The organism is Pseudoduganella lutea (assembly GCF_004209755.1).
Classification (GTDB): Bacteria; Pseudomonadota; Gammaproteobacteria; order Burkholderiales; family Burkholderiaceae_D; genus Rugamonas; species Rugamonas lutea.
The window spans coordinates 5,059,341-5,076,257 of the sequence record NZ_CP035913.1 but is presented as its reverse complement, the minus strand read 5'-3'; the positions used below and the strand labels follow the sequence as shown (position 1 = coordinate 5,076,257).

14 protein-coding genes are annotated in these 16,917 nt (G+C 67.7%); 6 read left to right on the top strand and 8 right to left on the bottom strand.

From position 1 onward, the window contains the following. The first annotated feature begins 101 nt into the window (after positions 1-101). A complete protein-coding gene (locus EWM63_RS21665; RefSeq protein WP_130188393.1) occupies positions 102-1,295 on the top strand; it encodes an aminotransferase-like domain-containing protein in 1,194 nt (397 codons plus the stop codon). A 158-nt stretch (positions 1,296-1,453) separates the two neighbouring features. Next, positions 1,454-2,914: a diguanylate cyclase domain-containing protein gene (locus tag EWM63_RS21660; protein WP_130188392.1), complete on the top strand. Its 1,461-nt coding sequence runs from the start codon at positions 1,454-1,456 to the stop codon at positions 2,912-2,914. Here the strand turns inward: EWM63_RS21660 and EWM63_RS21655 are convergent. From EWM63_RS21655 to EWM63_RS21635, 5 genes are all read right to left on the bottom strand, one after another. Further along, positions 2,889-4,487: an FGGY-family carbohydrate kinase gene (locus tag EWM63_RS21655; RefSeq protein ID WP_371861113.1), complete on the bottom strand. Its 1,599-nt coding sequence runs from the start codon at positions 4,485-4,487 to the stop codon at positions 2,889-2,891. The genes EWM63_RS21660 and EWM63_RS21655 overlap by 26 nt on opposite strands. A 22-nt stretch (positions 4,488-4,509) precedes the next feature. After that, on the bottom strand, positions 4,510-5,043 hold the full coding sequence (locus EWM63_RS21650) for an SRPBCC family protein (RefSeq protein ID WP_130188391.1): 534 nt from the start codon (positions 5,041-5,043) through the stop codon (positions 4,510-4,512). An 81-nt stretch (positions 5,044-5,124) separates the two neighbouring features. Then, on the bottom strand, positions 5,125-5,409 hold the full coding sequence (locus EWM63_RS21645; protein ID WP_130188390.1) for a hypothetical protein: 285 nt from the start codon (positions 5,407-5,409) through the stop codon (positions 5,125-5,127). Positions 5,410-5,807: 398 nt separating this feature from the next. After that, a complete protein-coding gene (locus EWM63_RS21640; protein WP_130188389.1) occupies positions 5,808-8,627 on the bottom strand; it encodes a M16 family metallopeptidase in 2,820 nt (939 codons plus the stop codon). Positions 8,628-8,817: 190 nt separating this feature from the next. Then, the gene (locus EWM63_RS21635) at positions 8,818-10,173 is read right to left on the bottom strand and encodes an MFS transporter (RefSeq protein WP_130188388.1); all 1,356 of its coding nucleotides are present in this window, start codon (positions 10,171-10,173) and stop codon (positions 8,818-8,820) included. 115 nt (positions 10,174-10,288) lie between these two features. On the opposite strand from EWM63_RS21635, the gene EWM63_RS21630 reads away from it, so the two are divergent. From EWM63_RS21630 to EWM63_RS21615, 4 genes are read left to right on the top strand one after another with little or no spacing between them, the layout of a single operon-like run. After that, positions 10,289-11,161 (top strand): LysR family transcriptional regulator, encoded by an 873-nt coding sequence (locus EWM63_RS21630; protein WP_130188387.1) that lies wholly within the window; start codon positions 10,289-10,291, stop codon positions 11,159-11,161. A 29-nt stretch (positions 11,162-11,190) separates the two neighbouring features. Further along, positions 11,191-12,024 (top strand): MlaE family ABC transporter permease, encoded by an 834-nt coding sequence (locus EWM63_RS21625; protein ID WP_130188386.1) that lies wholly within the window; start codon positions 11,191-11,193, stop codon positions 12,022-12,024. 15 nt (positions 12,025-12,039) lie between these two features. After that, the gene (locus tag EWM63_RS21620; RefSeq protein ID WP_130188385.1) at positions 12,040-13,008 is read left to right on the top strand and encodes an MlaD family protein; all 969 of its coding nucleotides are present in this window, start codon (positions 12,040-12,042) and stop codon (positions 13,006-13,008) included. Further along, entirely contained in the window at positions 13,005-13,658 is a 654-nt protein-coding gene (locus EWM63_RS21615) for a hypothetical protein (protein ID WP_130188384.1), read from the top strand. Before EWM63_RS21620 ends, EWM63_RS21615 begins: the two co-directional genes overlap by 4 nt. An 83-nt stretch (positions 13,659-13,741) precedes the next feature. Here EWM63_RS21615 and EWM63_RS21610 read toward each other — a convergent pair whose 3' ends face one another. From EWM63_RS21610 to EWM63_RS21600, 3 genes are read right to left on the bottom strand one after another with little or no spacing between them, the layout of a single operon-like run. Then, positions 13,742-15,151 (bottom strand): amidohydrolase family protein, encoded by a 1,410-nt coding sequence (locus tag EWM63_RS21610; protein ID WP_130188383.1) that lies wholly within the window; start codon positions 15,149-15,151, stop codon positions 13,742-13,744. A gap of 9 nt (positions 15,152-15,160) precedes the next feature. Next, complete coding sequence (locus EWM63_RS21605; protein ID WP_130188382.1) at positions 15,161-16,111, bottom strand: PDR/VanB family oxidoreductase; 951 nt, start codon at positions 16,109-16,111, stop codon at positions 15,161-15,163. After that, on the bottom strand, positions 16,108-16,908 hold the full coding sequence (locus EWM63_RS21600; protein WP_130188381.1) for an ABC transporter permease: 801 nt from the start codon (positions 16,906-16,908) through the stop codon (positions 16,108-16,110). Before EWM63_RS21600 ends, EWM63_RS21605 begins: the two co-directional genes overlap by 4 nt. Positions 16,909-16,917 lie beyond the last annotated feature (9 nt).

Here is a 16,917-nt window from a genome sequence, read left to right as displayed (position 1 = left end):
TATCAAGGGCGCGGCCTACCCGGCCGCGCTCCCCCGAGCCGCCACAAGCGCGCTTTTCGCTGGCCGGGCATTGCCCACAGCCCTTTCTCCGAGAGAGTCGTATGAAAATCGAAAATCCCAACCCGATCCAATGGCGTTTTTCCGAACGCGCCCAGCAGCTGCAAAGCTCCTTCATCCGCGAGATCCTGAAGATCACGCAGCAGCCGGAAATCATTTCCTTCGCGGGCGGCCTGCCCTCGCCGGCCACGTTCCCGGTCGAGGAAATGAAGGCCGCGTTCGACAAGGTGCTGACGACGACGGGCAAGACGGCGCTGCAATATGGCCCGACGGACGGCTACATGCCGCTGCGCCAGTGGATCGCCGATTCGCTCTCGAAGGATGGCGCGAAAATCGTGCCGGAGCAGGTGCTGATGGTATCGGGCTCGCAGCAGGCGCTCGACCTGCTGGGCAAGGTGCTGATCGACGAAGGCAGCCGCGTGCTCGTGGAAACGCCGAGCTACCTGGGCGCGCTGCAGGCGTTTTCCGTGTATCGCCCCGAATTCGCCTCCGTGCGCACCGATGACGATGGCCTCGTGCCCGCATCGATCGCGCCGGTCGCCGACGGTGCCCGCCTGCTGTACTCGCTGCCGAACTTCCAGAACCCCACCGGCCGCACGCTGTCGATCGCACGCCGCCACGAACTGGTGGAAACCTGCGCCCGCCTCGGCCTGCCGCTGATCGAGGACGATCCGTACGGTGCCCTGTCGTACCGTGGCGCGCCGATGCCGAAGATGGTGGCGATGAACCCGGACGGCGTGATCTACATGGGGTCGTTCTCGAAGGTGCTGACGCCAGGCATCCGCCTCGGCTACGTGGTAGCGCCGCTACCGCTGGTGCGCCGCCTGGAACTGGCCAAGCAGGCCGCCGACCTGCACACGGCGCAGCTGACGCAGATGGTCGTGCACGAAGTGATCAAGGACGGTTTCCTGGACCGCCACATCCCCACGATCCGTGAACTGTACGGCAACCAGTGCCAGGCCATGCTCGATGCGATGGCCGAGCACTTCCCCGCCGGCGCCACGTGGACGAAGCCGGAAGGCGGCATGTTCATCTGGGTGACGCTGCCAAAGCACATCAACGCGATGGAACTGCTCGACGAAGCGATCAAGGAAAAGGTCGCGTTCGTGCCGGGCGCGCCGTTCTACGCCAATGAGCCGGAAACCAATACGCTGCGGCTGTCGTTCGTCACGGTGCCGCCCGAGCGGATTCGCCAGGGGATCGCGGTGCTGGGCAAGCTGATCGCGGCACGGATGTAAAAGGCGTCCGCAGCATCCGTACCAGAGCTTGTTTCGCAGGCAAGGTTCCCAAGGATCTTGCCTGATTTCGTATCTTTTTAGCCAATCCCCGCATTTTCCCAAGCATTCCAAGTTTCCTGCCGGTATGATCTAACGATCGTCACCTCAACAATAACGCCATGGATCCAGTTGGAAGCACCGGCGCCGGCAGTCCCACCGGACAGCGTGGCGCCGCGATCCTGATCGTCGACGACGCGCCCGACAACCTCGCGGCGCTGCGCGTGCTGATGGTCGAACAGGGGTACCAGACGTTTGTCGCCAACAGCGGCGAGCGGGCGCTGCAACTGGCGCGCCGCGTGCTGCCGGACCTGATCCTGCTCGACATCGTGATGGCCGGCATGGATGGCTTCGAGACGTGCCGCCTGCTGAAGGCGCACCCGGTCACGCAGGCCATTCCCGTGATCTTCATGAGCGCGCGCACGGAAACGGAAGACGTGGTGGCCGGCTTCGACCTGGGCGCCGTCGACTACATCGGCAAGCCGCTGCGCATGGCGGAGGTGCGTGCGCGGGTGCGCACCCAGCTGCAACTGCGCGCCAGCAGCGCCACCCAGCAGGAACAGGCCGAGCGGCTGCGCACGATCGTCGACCACATGGCCGAGGGGCTGCTGATCATCGAGCCGTGCGGCCGCATCCAGTCCACCAACCCCGCCTGCGACGGCTACCTGGGCTACGGACCGGGCGAGCTGGCAGGCCGCCACATCGGCGACCTGCTCCCTCCCGAGGTGGCGCAGGAATACCTCGACTATTTCGCCCGCCACGCGGCTCAGCCCGGGGCTGCGCACGGCCACGGCACGCGCGAAGTCGTCATCCGCCACAAGAATGGCGGCTCGGTATGCATGGACCTGACGCTGACGCCGATGTTCGTGCGCCAGCCGCTGTTCATCGGCCTGCTGCACGACATCACGCACCACAAGCGGTCGGAAGACGCGCTGCAGCGCGCCGCGATGCTGGACCCGCTCACGAAGATCGCCAACCGCCGCCACTTCGACAGCTTCCTGGAAAAGGAGTGGCAGCGCGCCATGCGCACCAGTGCGCCGCTGTCGCTGGTGGTGCTCGACGTCGACCACTTCAAGCTGTACAACGATACGCTGGGTCATGCCGCCGGCGACGTGTGCCTGCAGCAGGTGGCGCAGGCGCTGGGTGCGCATGCGTTGCGCGGCACCGACCTGGCGGCGCGCTACGGCGGCGAGGAATTCGTGCTGCTGTTCGCCGAAACGGATGGCGACGCGGCGCTGGCGCTGGGCGAGGCGATCCGCGCCCATGTCGAGGCGCTGCAACTGCCGCACCCGAGGTCTCCCACGTCGGCCTGGATTACCGTCAGCATCGGCGTGGCGACGATGACACCTGGCCCCCAGCCTGGCGAGCAGGCAGGCGTGGCGCCGGGCGTGCAGGCGCTGTTCGTGGCCGCCGACCGCGCGATGTACGCGGCCAAGGAAGGCGGGCGCAACCAGGTACGCGGCATATGTCATGAACGCGGCGGTCATGAACGCAGCGGGCAGGAAAGCGGAGGCCAGGGCGCCAGCGAGGCGGCTGCCAGGCTGGCGGCGCAACTGATCAAGGACGCGGCGGATAGCCCGTGATGGCCGCGATGTCCTCGTACAGTGGCCGCAGCCGGCCATACATTTTCAGGTAGACCCGCCGGTACAGCTGGTCGTACAGGCGGCGGTTGGCGGCATCGGGCGCGAAGGCGCGGCCGGGGCGCGTCATCGCCGCCACGGCCGTGGCGAAATCGCGGTGCAGGCCAAGGCCGACGGCCCCGGCGATCGCGGCCCCGAGACCGGATGCTTCATGCACGTGCGCGCGCACGGCGGTCAGGCCGAAGATGTCCGCCGTCAGCTGCATCGCCGCGTTGCTTTGCGAACCGCCGCCGGCCACGCGCAGCTCGGTGATGCGCGTGCCGCTGCGCCGCTCGATGCGCTCCCTGCCCTCGCGCAATGCATATGCCAGGCCTTCCAGGATCGCCCGGTACATGTGGGCGCGCGTGTGCACGTCGCCGAAGCCGATCATCGCGCCCTTGGCTTCCGGCCCCGGCACGCGGATGCCCGGGCTCCAGTAAGGCTGCAGCATCAGGCCCATCGACCCCGGCGGCACTGTTTCCACGAGCCGGTCGAACAGCGCTTCCGGCGCAAGGCCGTGCTCCGTGGCGGCGGCCAGTTCACGGTCGCCGAACTGCTCCTTGAACCAGTTCACCATCCAGTAGCCGCGCAGGATCTGCACCTCGGTGCTCCACGCGCCGGGCAGCGCAGCCGGATAGGGAGGGATGAAGCGCGTGACCTCGACGTATTTCGTGCTCGTCGTGTTGATCGTGGCCGTGGTGCCATACGACAGGCAGCCGATGTGCGGCGCCAGCGCGCCGGACCCGATGACTTCGCAGGCCTTGTCGGCGGCGGCGGCAACGAGCGGCAGGCCGGCCGGGATGCCGCTGGCCGCCGCCGCGGCCGGCGTGATGGCGCCGATCACCGTGCCGGGCGGCGCCAGCGCCGGCAGCATGCCGGGGCGGATCGCCAGCGCCTGCCATTTCCAGTCGCGCGCGCCGGCCCAGCGGTGGCGGCGGTAGTCGAACGGCACGTAGCCCACCTGCGACCCGGTCGAATCGACGAAACGGCCGCACAGCTGGAAATTCAGGTAGCCGGACAACAGCAGGAATTTGTGGGTGCGTTGCCAGATCTCCGGCTCGTGCGCGGCGATCCAGTTGATTTCGGCCTCGCGCTGGAAGTAGCGCAGCGTGCCGTCGACGCGGGCCAGGCGGAAGCCCGCGCGCCACAGCGGACCGACGCGCGGCACCTGCGCCAGGTTCGTGCGGCGCTGGTCCAGCCACGTGATCGCCGGGCGCAGCGGGCGGCCCTGCGCATCGACATTGACGACGGTGCCGCGCTGCGTCGTCACGGCCACGCCGGCGACGCGGCCGCGCGCGGCCGGCGCGATGAGCCACAGGCGGCGGCAAGCCTCGCATACGGCTTCCCAGTAGTCTTCGGCCTTGTGTTCGGCCCACCCGGGATGATCCGCGTAATACGCCTGCAACGGCACCTGCGCCTTCGCCACCAGTTCGCCGCGCGTGTCGAACAGCAGTGCGCGCACGCTTTGCGTGCCGTTGTCGATGGCGAGGATGCAGGGTTCAGGCATGGCGGCATGGCGGTGGAGAACACGCATCATGCCATGGCAGCGCCCGTCCGGGTCAGCGCGGTTTTTCCGCCACTTCCTTCAGCTGTGCCAGACCGCGTTCGAAATCGGGTCCGGCCATGTCTTCCAGGCTGGTGAACACTTCGACCAGTTTCATTGCGAACGGGCTTTCGCCGCTCATCGCCCAACTGACCGCCGTGCCGTCCGGCCGTGGCGTCAGCACGAAGCGCACCTGGTTGTGCGATTCGAACGGCTTGGTGAAGTCGAGCCGGATGGCGAGCATGCGCGGCGGCGTGCGATCGACGATCTCCATCCGGCCCTGCCCCACGTCGTCGTTGCCATTCCATGTGTAGATCGCGCCCTGCCCGCGCGGGGCACCGCTGTAGTCGCGCTGCATGGCCGGATCCAGCCGCTCCCATGGCGACCAGGCGGGCCACTGGCGAAAATCGTCCAGGTACGCGAACACCCGTTCCGGCGGCGCCTTGATCAACACACTGCGCTCGATCCGGAAGGTGTCGGGCTGCATGAGTGCAAGGCCGGTGAGAACGGCGGCAAGGATGACGACTGCGAGCAGGAACCTTTTCCACATGGCGGACTCAAGGCATGGCGCTTGGCGCGATGGCACAAGGCTAGCACAGAGAACGCGGCGGTCCGCGCCGCGTTCTCTCCGTCAGTCCAGGAGACCGAACAGGTCCAGCAGCCGCACGCCGCCCACCAGGCGCGTGAACACGTCGGCGATCGCATACACACCGAACACGCCCGGCAGCAGGGACACGAACATCAGGGGCGACTTCGTGCGGCAAAAGTGCACGGCACTGGCGGCCGCCAGCAGCCCCGACATGATCGTGAGCACGAACACGGCCAGGTACTTGGGCGAGCTCATCACGGAGAGCAGCACGGCCAGCACGCCGGCGATCATTGCCAGGGCCAGGGTCACATAAGGAATGCCGGTCATGTTCGCTCCGGTGCCTGGATCAGGTCCGGGCAGCTGTTCATGAAACCGATGCAAATAAAGTCGGAACATTCGCATATTATTTCAACGCAGTTTGTTCGGGACAGGCGTATTCACCGGATATCTTATTTCGATAGTTGAAAACGCATTCGAATCAGCAACTTATGAAACGCTATCAACGGAAGCACGATTAAACTCCCGGCCCAGGAAAGCATAGCAGCAAAAACAGCGCCGAAAACTCACACATTATCGCGGCAGTGCAGCAATAAAATGCATGAGCAATCAATGGATAACAATCGATGGGACGTGGCAATCGATGGGATGCGGCAATCGATGGGGTACGGCAATCGGCGGAATGCATCGATGGGAGTGCCGCGGCAGGATTGCCGCGGCGGCGGGGATTATTTCGCTTCCGGATACAGCACGACCTGCACGTAATTGTTGAAGTCGAAGTAGCGTTGCGCAGCCGCCTGTACATCCGCCGGCGTGACCGCCATGGCCCGCTCCTCGAAGCCGAGGAGGGATTCCGGCGGGAAGCCGTTCAGGTGCGCCGTCTGCAACTGGGCCATCCAGTATCCGTTTTCGCGCAATGCGCGCCGGTGGCTGGTCAGCCAGTTCTGCCGCACCTTCGCCAGGTCGGCCGCGTCCGGGCCGTTTTCCTGCAGCTTGCGGATTTCCGCGAACGCGGCGGCAATGACCTTGTCCACGTTCTCGGGCCCGCAGGGCAGTGCCAGCGACAACGAGTAATTCGCATACGGCAGTTTCGCGATACCGCCGCTGGCACCGCCGCCATAGATCAGGCCCAGCTGTTCGCGCAGCACGTCGGTCAGTTTCAGGTTCAGCACTTCCACCATGGCCTGCATGCGCATCTGCGCTGCCTGCGAGAAGTCGGCCTCGCCGGTAAACGAGATCGATATATTGCTCTTGGCTTCCTTGCCGCGCCGGACTTCCCTTTTCACCACGCCGCGTACCGGCCGCACGCCGGTATCGCGCCAGGCGACCGCGATATCGGGTGCCGGCAGCGATCCCAGGTAAGTGGCCAGCAGCGGTTTCAGCTTCGCGGCATCGAAGCTGCCGATGAAGTAGAACGTCATGCCCTTCATGCTGGAGAAGCGCTCGCGGTAGATCTGCTGCACGCGGTCGAGCTGCACCTTGTCGAAATCTTCCGGCCGCGGCGTGCGCGGCACACGCGGATGGTCGCCGTACAGCGCGGCACGCACCGTGTCGGCGAACTCCGCCTCGGGCCGGGCCATCGCGTTGAGCGCGGCGTCGCGCTGGCGCGCGAGGAAGGATTGGAACAGTGCCTCGTCGCGGCGCGGCTGCGTGAGCTTCACATGCGTCAGTTGCAGCAGCGTCTCGATGTCGGCGCTGCCGGCATTGCCGGCCACGTTCTCGGTCAGGTCGGACATCGTCACGGCCGCGCTCACGCTCTTGCCCGCCAGGATCTTCTGCAGGTCGGCCGGCGAGTGGTTCATCGCGCCCATCTGCGCCATCACCACGCTGGCATAGCGGGCATTGAAGATATCGTCGTTGCCGAACAGCGACTGGCCGCCGAAGCGCACGCCGCTCATCAGCACCTGGTCGTTGCGGAAATCGGTGGGCTTGAGCACCACCTTCACGCCGTTCGACAGCGTCAGCTCCGTGGTGCCGAGCGCCTTGTTTTCCTTCTCGGCCACGATCCGGCCGGGTGCCGGCGGTTTCTCCAGCAGGCTGCTGCCATAGGCCTTGTCCTCGCGGGCCGTCACGGTGAGCTTGTGCGCATTGTCGACGGCGGCCAGCAGCTCGTTGCCGGTCGGCGGCAGCCGGTCCTTCAGGCCGCTCATCAGGATGACGAGCTTCTTGTCGTCGGAAGGGATGGCGTCGCGCACCGCCGCGTTGATTTCGTCGAGCGTGATGCCCGGCACGAGCACCTGCGCATACGCATACTCGTTCTGGATGCCCGGAATCGGTTCGCCCTCGAGGAAATTGCGGATGTATTCGTTCACGAACGCGGCCGAGTCGGACTTGTCGCGCTCGGCGTACATGCGCTCGTAACCGCGCAGCATGGTTTTCTTTGCGCGGTCCAGTTCGGACGCGGTGAAGCCGAACTGCCGCGCGCGCTCGTCTTCCTGCACAAGCGCGTTGATCGCCGGCACGTGGCCGCCCTTGCCGAGCATCGCCGTCACGGAAAACGAACGATAGCCGCGCACCACCTTGCCCGTGCCGCTGCCGCCCTGGATGAACGGCGGGTCGGCCTGCTGCGTCAGTTCCATGATGCGCTGGCTCAGCATCGCGCCGACCAGTTTATCCACGAGGTCGCGCCGGTAGCCGCCATAGGTGGGGTCTTCCGGGTGCGGCACGATCGGGTAGCGGATATACAGCACGTCGGCCGGCGCTTCGCGGTCGGTGACCACGAGCCCTTCATCGGTCTTGCGCTCGGGGATCACCGCATAGTCGCGCGGACGGGGATTTTCCGGGTTCTTCAGCTTGCCGAAATGCGCCTTGATCAGTTTTTCCGCCTCGGCAGGATCGATGTCGCCCACCGCCATCACGGCCATCAGGTCGGGCCGGTACCAGTCGCGGTAGAAGCGCTTGATGGCGTCGGGCTTGAAGGTGCGCAGCACGTCGGCCTTGCCGATCGGCAGGCGCTCCGCATAGCGCGAACCGTTGAACAGCTTGGGATACAGCACCTGGTTCATGCGGTCGTTGGCGCCCTTGCCGAGCCGCAGTTCCTCGAGCACGATGCCACGCTCGCTTTCGATGTCGGCCTCGTTGAACGTGATGCCGTGCGCCCAGTCTTCCAGCACGAGGAAGCCCTTCTCCACGGCTTCCCTGGAATCGGTGGGAATCGGCAGCATGTACACGGTCTGGTCGAAGCTCGTGTAGGCATTCAGGTCGCGTCCGAACTTGACGCCGATCGACTGCAGGTACGACACCAGTTCATGGCGCTTGAAATGGGTGGAGCCGTTGAATGCCATGTGCTCGGTGAAGTGCGCCAGGCCCAGCTGGTCTTCATCCTCGAGGATCGAGCCGGCCTTGACGACGAGGCGCAATTCCAGGCGCTTCTCGGGCCGCGCATTCTTCTGGATGTAATAGGTGAGGCCGTTGGCCAGCCTGCCCACCTTCACATACGGTGCCACCGGCAAGGTATCGCCGGGCGCCGGCAGCGGCGCGGCGTGGGCCAGCAGGGAGGCGCCGAGCAGCGTGGCGGCGGTGGCAAGCTTGAATGGACTCAACTTCATGGAATGGGGCGATCAGGTGGGCGAAGCGCCACGATACACCAGAAACGGAAGGCTCTGCTACAAACGCCGCCCCCGCCGCACGCCGCGCCGACCGACCGGCGACGACATCGAACGTGCGCCGCGCAGCACGGCATGCCGATCCTGACGATCGCCGGGATGATCGCCTGGTGCACCCTGCACGGCTGATCCGTCAATCCGCCATGACAGCGGCGGCCACGCCCGTGGCGGCCGGCTGCACGTGGCGATGGATGGCGAACCATGCCAGCGCATAGGCCGCCGCGATGGTGCCGTAGACGATGGCCAGCCGCGCTCCCCAGGCCGGCACCGCGTGCAGGATGGAGCCGGCCACGGCCACGCCGAGCAGTGCGCCGACCTGGCGGCTGGCATTCAGCGCGGCGCCGGCGGCACTGGCATTGCCCTTGCCACCGGTGCCCATCACGGTGGCCGTCATGGCCGGGATCGCATAACCCACCGCCGCGAACATCAGCGTTCCGCCAACGATCAATAACCAGGGCGGCGTGCCGGCCGATGCCTGCGCCAGCAGCAGCGCGGCCACGGCGCCGCTGCCCATCCCCAACAGCAGTGGCATCCGCGTGCCGTGCCTGGCCACCGCGCGACCCGACAACACGTTGCCGATACCCGCCCCCGCCGTCATCGGCAGGATCGCCAGCCCGGTGCCGAGTGCGCCGCTGCCGTGCACATCCTGCATCCACAGGCTGACCACGAACATGTGGGCGAACGTGCCGAAGTTGATCAGCATGCCCGTCATGACCGCGGCGCGAAACGGCGCGATGCCGTACAGCGCGCGCGGCAGGATGGGTTGCGCCGTGGCGCGTTCATCCCAGGCCAGCAGCAATGCCATCGCGACCGAGGCAATGGATGCGCTGATGACCGGCACGGAAAGCCAGCCCAGCACCGGGCCTTCGATCAGCACGAACGCCAGCGCCGCCAGCGCGCCGGCACCCAGCCCATGGCTGGCCAGGCGCAGCTCGCGCTTCCGGGGTGGCGGCGCGGGCGCCTTCACCTGCGCCAGCGCGATGCCGAGCAGCCCAAGCGGCAGGTTCAGCCAGAAAATGCTGCGCCAACCGAACGCTTCCACCAGCAGGCCGCCGGCCAGCGGCCCGACGGTGGCGGCGGCGCTGACGATCGCCGCCCACGTGCCGAACATCCTGGCACGGCGTTTCTCGTCTTCCTCGGCATGCGTCAGCAGCGCGAGGGAACTGGGCATGAACAGTGCCGCGCCGCTACCCTGCAGCAGGCGCGCCGCGATCAGGGCCGCGCCGGATGGTGCCAGCGCGCACAGTACGGAACCGATCACGAAGGTGCCCAGGCCTGCCTGGTAGATGCGCCGGGGCCCGTGGCGGTCGGCCAGCGCGCCGCCTGCCAGCAGCAACGCGGCAAACGTCAGCGTGTAGCCGTCCACGACCCAGACCAGGCCTTCCAGCGGTACGCCGAGGTCGGCGGAAATGGCGGACAGGGCCGTGTTCACGGCCGTCACGTCGATCATCGCCATCACGAAACCGATGGCGAGGGTGAACAGCAGCATGGTGACTCCTCGATCTTGCTCCTCATTGGATGGCGAAAGGTTAAGCCGCTTGCCCGATGCAGTAAACACGCATACCATCGGCGACTTGATGCAAAAATGCATTACCGGAGAAGACATGGACTGGGACGACGCCCGCATATTCCTGGGCATCTACCGCGCCGGCACGCTGCGTGGCGCCGCGGCGCAACTGGGCATCGACCAGGCCACGGCCGGGCGGCGCCTCGCCGCGATGGAGGCGGCACTGAACGCCAAGCTGTTCCTGCGCACGCCATCGGGCTACGTTCCCACGCCGGCCGGCGACATGGCGGCGCGCCCGGCCGAGCGGATGGAACAGGCGGCCCACCAGCTGGAGCGGGAAATGCAGGGCATCGACAACCGGCTCTCCGGCACGGTGCGGGTGGCCACCACCGACACGATGGCGCAGCACTTCGTGATGGATGCGATCCGCGCGCTGCACGCCGAACATCCGGACATTCGCGTGGTGCTGCACGTGACCACGGCCGTGTCGAACCTGACACGGCGCGAGGCCGACCTCGCCGTGCGCACGGTGAAACCCACCGACCCCGACCTGGTGTCGCGCCACCTGGCGCGGCGCACGGCCGGCCTGTATGCCAGCAAGGCCTACCTGCGCGCACGGGGCACGCCGCGCATCGAGGACGGCCTGGCCGGCCACGACCTCGTCATCTATCACGCATCGGTGGTGCCGCGCCAGGCCACCCACGTGGCCGGCGTGCCCGTGGCCGGCGCCCGCATCGCGCTCGAAGCCAACACGGGGCTGATGCTGATGGAAGCGGCGCGCGCCGGCATCGGTATCGCCGAACTGCCGGTGCACATGGCGGAGCGGGATGCGCGGCTGGTGCGCATCTTCTCCGACCGGGTGCACCAGTACGACATGTATCTCGTGATGCATGGCGACCTGCATCGCAGCGCGCGGGTGCGCGCCGTGGCCGATGCAATCGTTGCCCGGTTCGGCCATCCTGTACCGTAGCCGGCGTTATTGGATGATAAGATCGCAATATGTTCACCCATGCATCACTGTTCCCGTCGCTGGCGCGCCTGCACCGCGCCACGATGATCTGGCTCACCAGCTGGTGGCGCCTGCTGCAGTTCGCCGCGCTGATCCTGGCACGCGGCGTCGCGCCCTCGACCTATCACCGCGACAACCACCGTGCTCTGGCCAGCCACCTGGTGCTCGGCACGGCGCCGAACCTGCTGTGGTTCTGCGTGCTGTCGGCGCTGATCAGCCTCGTCATCATCCGCATCGTCGTCGTCACGGCCACGTCGTACGGCCTGTCCGGCTATGCGCTGGAAATGGTGGTGCGCGTCCTGGTTCTGGAACTGATCCCGCTGACGGCCGCGCTGTTCGTGGCGCTGCGCAGCACGCTGCCGGCGGGCGTCGAATTCACCCAGCGGCGCCTTGCGGCGGCGGCCGCCGCGCCGGCGGGATCGGCCGGCCCGGCAGCCGATCCCGCCGAGGCGCTGCGCCGCGAATTCTATCCGCGCGCGTCGGCCGGCATCTTCGCCGTCTGGCTGCTGGCCGCCGTCAGCTGCATCCTGACCCTGGTGCTGGCCTACCTGATCATCTACGGCTTCACGCCGTACGCGCTGCGCGGCTACACGCGCGTGGTCGGGCAGATCTTCAACCCGGCCGTGGCGCTGATCCTGATGCTGAAGATCTTCTTTTTCTCGCTGGCGGTGGGCATCATCCCGCTCGCCTCGTCCTACTACGACGCGGCCGCCAACCCGTTCGCGGCGCGCTTGCGTTCGACGCACGGGCTTGCCGACATGGTGCGGATGTTTTCCGTGGTCCTGCTGATCGAAGCCGCTTCCCTGATGGGCAATTACTACTGATTCCTGTTGATTGACATGACCGACACCTCTCCTCCCGCGCCCGCGGCGCCCTCCGAACCCGCGCCGGTGCGCAATGCCGAAGTCAAGGCGGCGCTGCTGCTGATCCTGATGGTGGCGCTGATCGCCGGCGCCGGGCTGTACCTGCTGTACGCGCGCGGCGCGTTCGAAGCCACGCAGCGCCTGGTGCTCACGGCCGACGATTCCGAAGGCGTCGCCGTTGGCATGGACGTGACGTTCGCCGGCTTCCCGATCGGCCGCGTGCGCAGCATCGAGCTGTCGCGCGAAGGCAAGGCGCGCGTGCTGGTCGACGTACCCGAGAAAGATGCGCACTGGCTGCGGTCGAGCAGCATCTTCACGCTGGAAAAAGGCATCGTCGGTGGCGCGAAGCTGCGCGCGTTCACCGGCATCCCGACCGATCCACCGTTGCCTGACAAGGCCGAGCGGCCGCTGCTGGTGGGCGACGTGGCGGCCGAGATCCCGCGGCTGCTGACCGCCGCGCGCGACATCCTCGCCAATGTGACGGCGCTGACGGCCGCCGATTCGGCGCTGGGCCAGAGCCTGGCCAACGTGCAGGGCGTGACCGAGAAACTGAACGGGCCGGGCGGCGCGATGGGCTACATCGCGGGCGAAGACCGCAGTGCCCGCGAACTGCTGGCCAATGCCAACTCGCTGATCGTGCGGGCCGACCGGCTGGTGGGCAACGCGGACAGCAAGGTCTTCGGCGACAAGGGCGTGGCCACCGATGCGCAGGCAGCGATCGTGCAGCTGAACGGCCTGCTGGCCGATGCGCGCGCCAGCATGAAGAAGCTCGACGCGGTGCTGGTGGAAGCGCAGGCAGTCGGCAGCAATGCCCGCGTGGCCACCGAGGACCTGGGCGCGCTGCGCGCCGACGTCGATGCCAACCTGCGCAAGATCGAACAGCTCGTCAACGAGATCAACCGCAAGTGGCCGTTCAAGCGTGAAGCGGAGATCAAGCTGCCATGAAACTCGCCCCAGTGCTTGCCCTGTCCGTGCTGCTCGCCGCCTGCAGCAGCGGGCCGCCCGTTCCCGACTGGAAGATGAATGCGCAGAGCGCGCTGGAGCGCGCCACCGGCGCCTGGATGGCTGGCCGCGACCTCGTCGAGCAGAACGAGTTCGCCCATGCGCGCAGCGACATCGCCGCCACCGGCAAGGTCGACCTGCTGATCCGCGCGGAACTGATCCGCTGCGCCGCGCGCACCGCCGCGCTGGTGTTCGACGAATGCGCCGGTTTCGCCGCGCTGCGCGCCGATGCCTCGGCGGCCGATATCGCCTACGCCGCGTATCTCGCCGGCCAGCCGTCGGACGCCGCGCTGCTGCCCGAAACCCAGCGCGCCGTACTGGCGGCGGGCTCCGATACCGCGGCCGCCGCGGCCGTGAAAGCCATCGCCGATCCGCTGTCGCAACTGGTTGCCGCCGGCGCGCTGTTCAAGGCCAACCGCGCCACGCCCGAGCTCATTGCCCAGGCGATCGCCACGTCTTCCGACCAAGGCTGGCGCCGCCCCCTGCTCGCCTGGCTGAACGTGCAGGCCCTGCGCGCCGACAAGGCCGGCGACACCGACGAAGCCGCCCGGATCCGCCGCCGCATCGCGCTCGTCGACACCCCGCCCCGCTGATTGTTTCCCAAAACCGGGGTCTGACCCCGGTTTTGGGAAATATTACTCAGAATCGGGGTCAGACCCCGGTTTTGAGTAATATTTCACCGCAGCAACCGGGCGACTGCGCTGCGGGCGTCGGCGGCCAGTTCGCGCAGGTCGAGGTTGGGGATGGTGTCGTGTTCGACGACGGGCTTGCCGGCCACGGTGAGCAGGCGCAGCGCGGGGCGGCCGCCGGAGGCGACGGGGGCGATGGCGACGTCGTGCAGCCCGAAGTAGCGCGGGTCGTCGAGACTGTAGACGGCGATGTCGGCCGCCATGCCCACTTCCAGCGTGCCCAGGCCATCGAGGCCGAGCACTTGCGCGCCGCCGCGCGTGCCCCAGCGCACCACGTCGTCGATGGTGGCGGCGTCGGCGCCGCCTTCGAACGTGCCGCCGCGGTGGACGGGCCGCGCATCCTGTCCACCCCGCGCGCGCTGCATCAGCCAGGCGGCGTGGGTTTCGGAAATCATGTCCGCCGCTTCGTTCGAGGCGGCACCGTCGACGCCGATCGAGATCGCGGCGCCGGCCGCCTCCAGCTGGCGGATCGGCGCGATGCCGCTACCCAGGCGCCCGTTGCTCTGCGGGCAGTGGGCGACGCCGGTGCCGGTGGCGCCCAGCAGCGCGATTTCCTCGTCGTCCAGCTTGACGAGGTGGGCGAACCACACGTCGCTGCCCAGCCAGTCCTGCTCGGCGGCGAAGCGTACTGGCGTCGTGCCATGCTTGCCGTGCGCGGCGTTCTGGTACTCGACCGTTTCGGACAGGTGGCTGTGCAGCCGGATGCCCAGCCGCCGCGCTTCCGCCGCCACGGTGCGCAGCTCGGCCGGTGCCATCGAGTACAGCGGTGTCGTCGGCGCCATCACGACCCGGCGCATCGCGTCCGGCGCCGGATCGTGCCAGCGCTGCGTGATGCGCTCCATGTCGGCCAGGTAGCCATCGAGCGTTTCCGGCCGCAGGCAGGCGGGCAAGTCGGCTTCCAGCTGGCGCGTCTGCGTGGCGCCGCCGCGGCACAGCACGAAGCGCATGCCCAGCCGCTCCGCTTCCTCGAACAGGATCGCCGAACCGTCGAACGGCATACCGGGCCAGTACAGGTAGTTGTGGTCGGCCACCGTCGTGCAGCCGGAGCGCAGCAGTTCGACCAGCCCGATGCGCGCGGCGAGCCGGAACAGGTGCTCGTCGAACGCGGCGCGGAAGCGGTATGGCGTCGCGGCCAGCCACGGCGTCAGCGGCAGGTCGATGCCGGCCGCGTCGCCCTTGAGCAGCGACTGGAACAGATGGTGGTGCGTGTTCACCCACGCCGGGTAGACGACGCAGCCCGCGGCATCGGCCACGCGCTCGCCCGGCAGCGCTTCCAGCCGTCCCAGCGCGGCGATGCGCCCGTTCACCACGCGGATGTCCGGGCCGGCATGGCGCGCGGCCTCGCCCTGCAAGCCGGTCACGATCGCGGCGGCGTTCTTGATCAAAAAATTATTCATCGTTGTCTTTCAAAGGTCCAGCACCAGCAGCGGCGTCCGGGAACGCGAGCAGCAAGGTAAAAAACGGTCGCCCAGCGCCCGCTCGGTCTCGGTGAGATAGCAATCCTGGTGATCCGGCTCGCCTTCCAGCACGGTGGTGAGGCAACTGCCGCACACGCCTTGCCGGCACGAGACCGGAATCGCCACGCCATGCGCGGCCAGGCAGTCGACGACGCTCTGCCCGGCCGGCACGGCGATGGTCCTGCCGCTGTTGGCGAGGCGCACGTCGAACGACGACACGTCGGCGATGGGGCCCGCATTGGCGAAATGTTCGCTATGGATGCGCCCTGCCGCGATGCCATGCGCCAGCGCCGCCTCCCGCACCATCGCGATGAAGCCGGCCGGGCCGCAGACGTAAAGGTGTGTATTCGCACAGGCACCGGCCAGCAGCGCCGCCAGGTCGAGCCGCTGCGACACGGGGCCGTCGTCCGCATGCACCTGCACGCAGTGGGCATAAGGCGCCTCGCGCAGGCTGCGGGCAAACGCAGCGGCGCCTGCCGAACGCACGCAGTAATGCAGGGCAAAATGACGATCGAGCCTGTTCAGCCGTTCCGCCATCGCCAGCAGCGGCGTGATGCCGATGCCGCCGGCCACCAGCAGCGAGCGCCGCGCGCCGGCATCGAGCCCGAAGTGATTGCGCGGACCACCGATCGTGACGAGCGCGCCCTCTTCCAGCGCGTGCATCGCCCGCGATCCGGCACCCTCCTGCAGCAGCACGGCGATGACGTAGCGCGCGGTCTCGTGCGGATCGTTGCACAGCGAGTACTGGCGCACCAGTCCACCCGGCAGATGCACGTCCACGTGGGCACCGGCGGAAAAAGCCGGCAGCGCCGCGCCATCCGGATCGCGCAGTTCAAAGGCGTGCACGCGGTCCGCCTCGCGCCACTTGCGGGCCACCCGCACCGTGAACGTGGCCATCATGCTTCGGCCTCGCTGTCATGCCAGTGGGCCAGGCACACGCGGGCCAGCGTCGACATCAGCGCGAACAGCAGCACGCCGGTGACGGTGATCATGAACAGTGCAGCGAACAGCCGTGGGATGTTCAGTTCGAAACCGGCCTGCAGGATCTGGTAGGCCAGCCCGGTGCTGCTGCCGCCCGTGCCGGCCACGAACTCGGCGACGACGGCGCCGATCAGCGCCAGCCCGCTGGCGATGCGCAGGCCGCCGAAGAAGCTGGGCAACGCGCTCGGCACGCGCAGCCGCACCAGCACCTGCCAGCGCGTGGCGCGGTTCAGCCGGAACAGGTTCAGCAGGCCTGGATTCACGCTGCGCAGTCCCAGCACGGTGTTCGAGATGATCGGGAACACGGCCATCATCGTGGCGCAGATCGTCAGCGCGGCGGCCGGCGTCTTGACCCAGATGATGATCAGCGGCGCGATCGCCACCACCGGCGTGACCTGCAGCAGGATCGCGTACGGGAACAGGCAGGCTTCGAGCAGCTTGCTCTGCACGAACAGGAACGCCACGGCCACGCCCACCACCGTGGCCAGCGCGAACGCAAAGAAGGTAATGCGCAAGGTCACGAGCAGCGCATCGAGCAGCAGTTGCCAGTCCTCGGCCAGCGTGGCGGCAATGGCGGCAGGCGACGGCACCAGGTAGACCGGCACCTGCAGCGTCACGCAGACGGCCTGCCACACCGCCAGCAAGAGCAGGCCGAGTGCCAGCGGCGCCAGTGCGCGGCGCACGCGCGCGTCGGCGATCAGGGGTTGTTTTAGCATGGCGCTTCT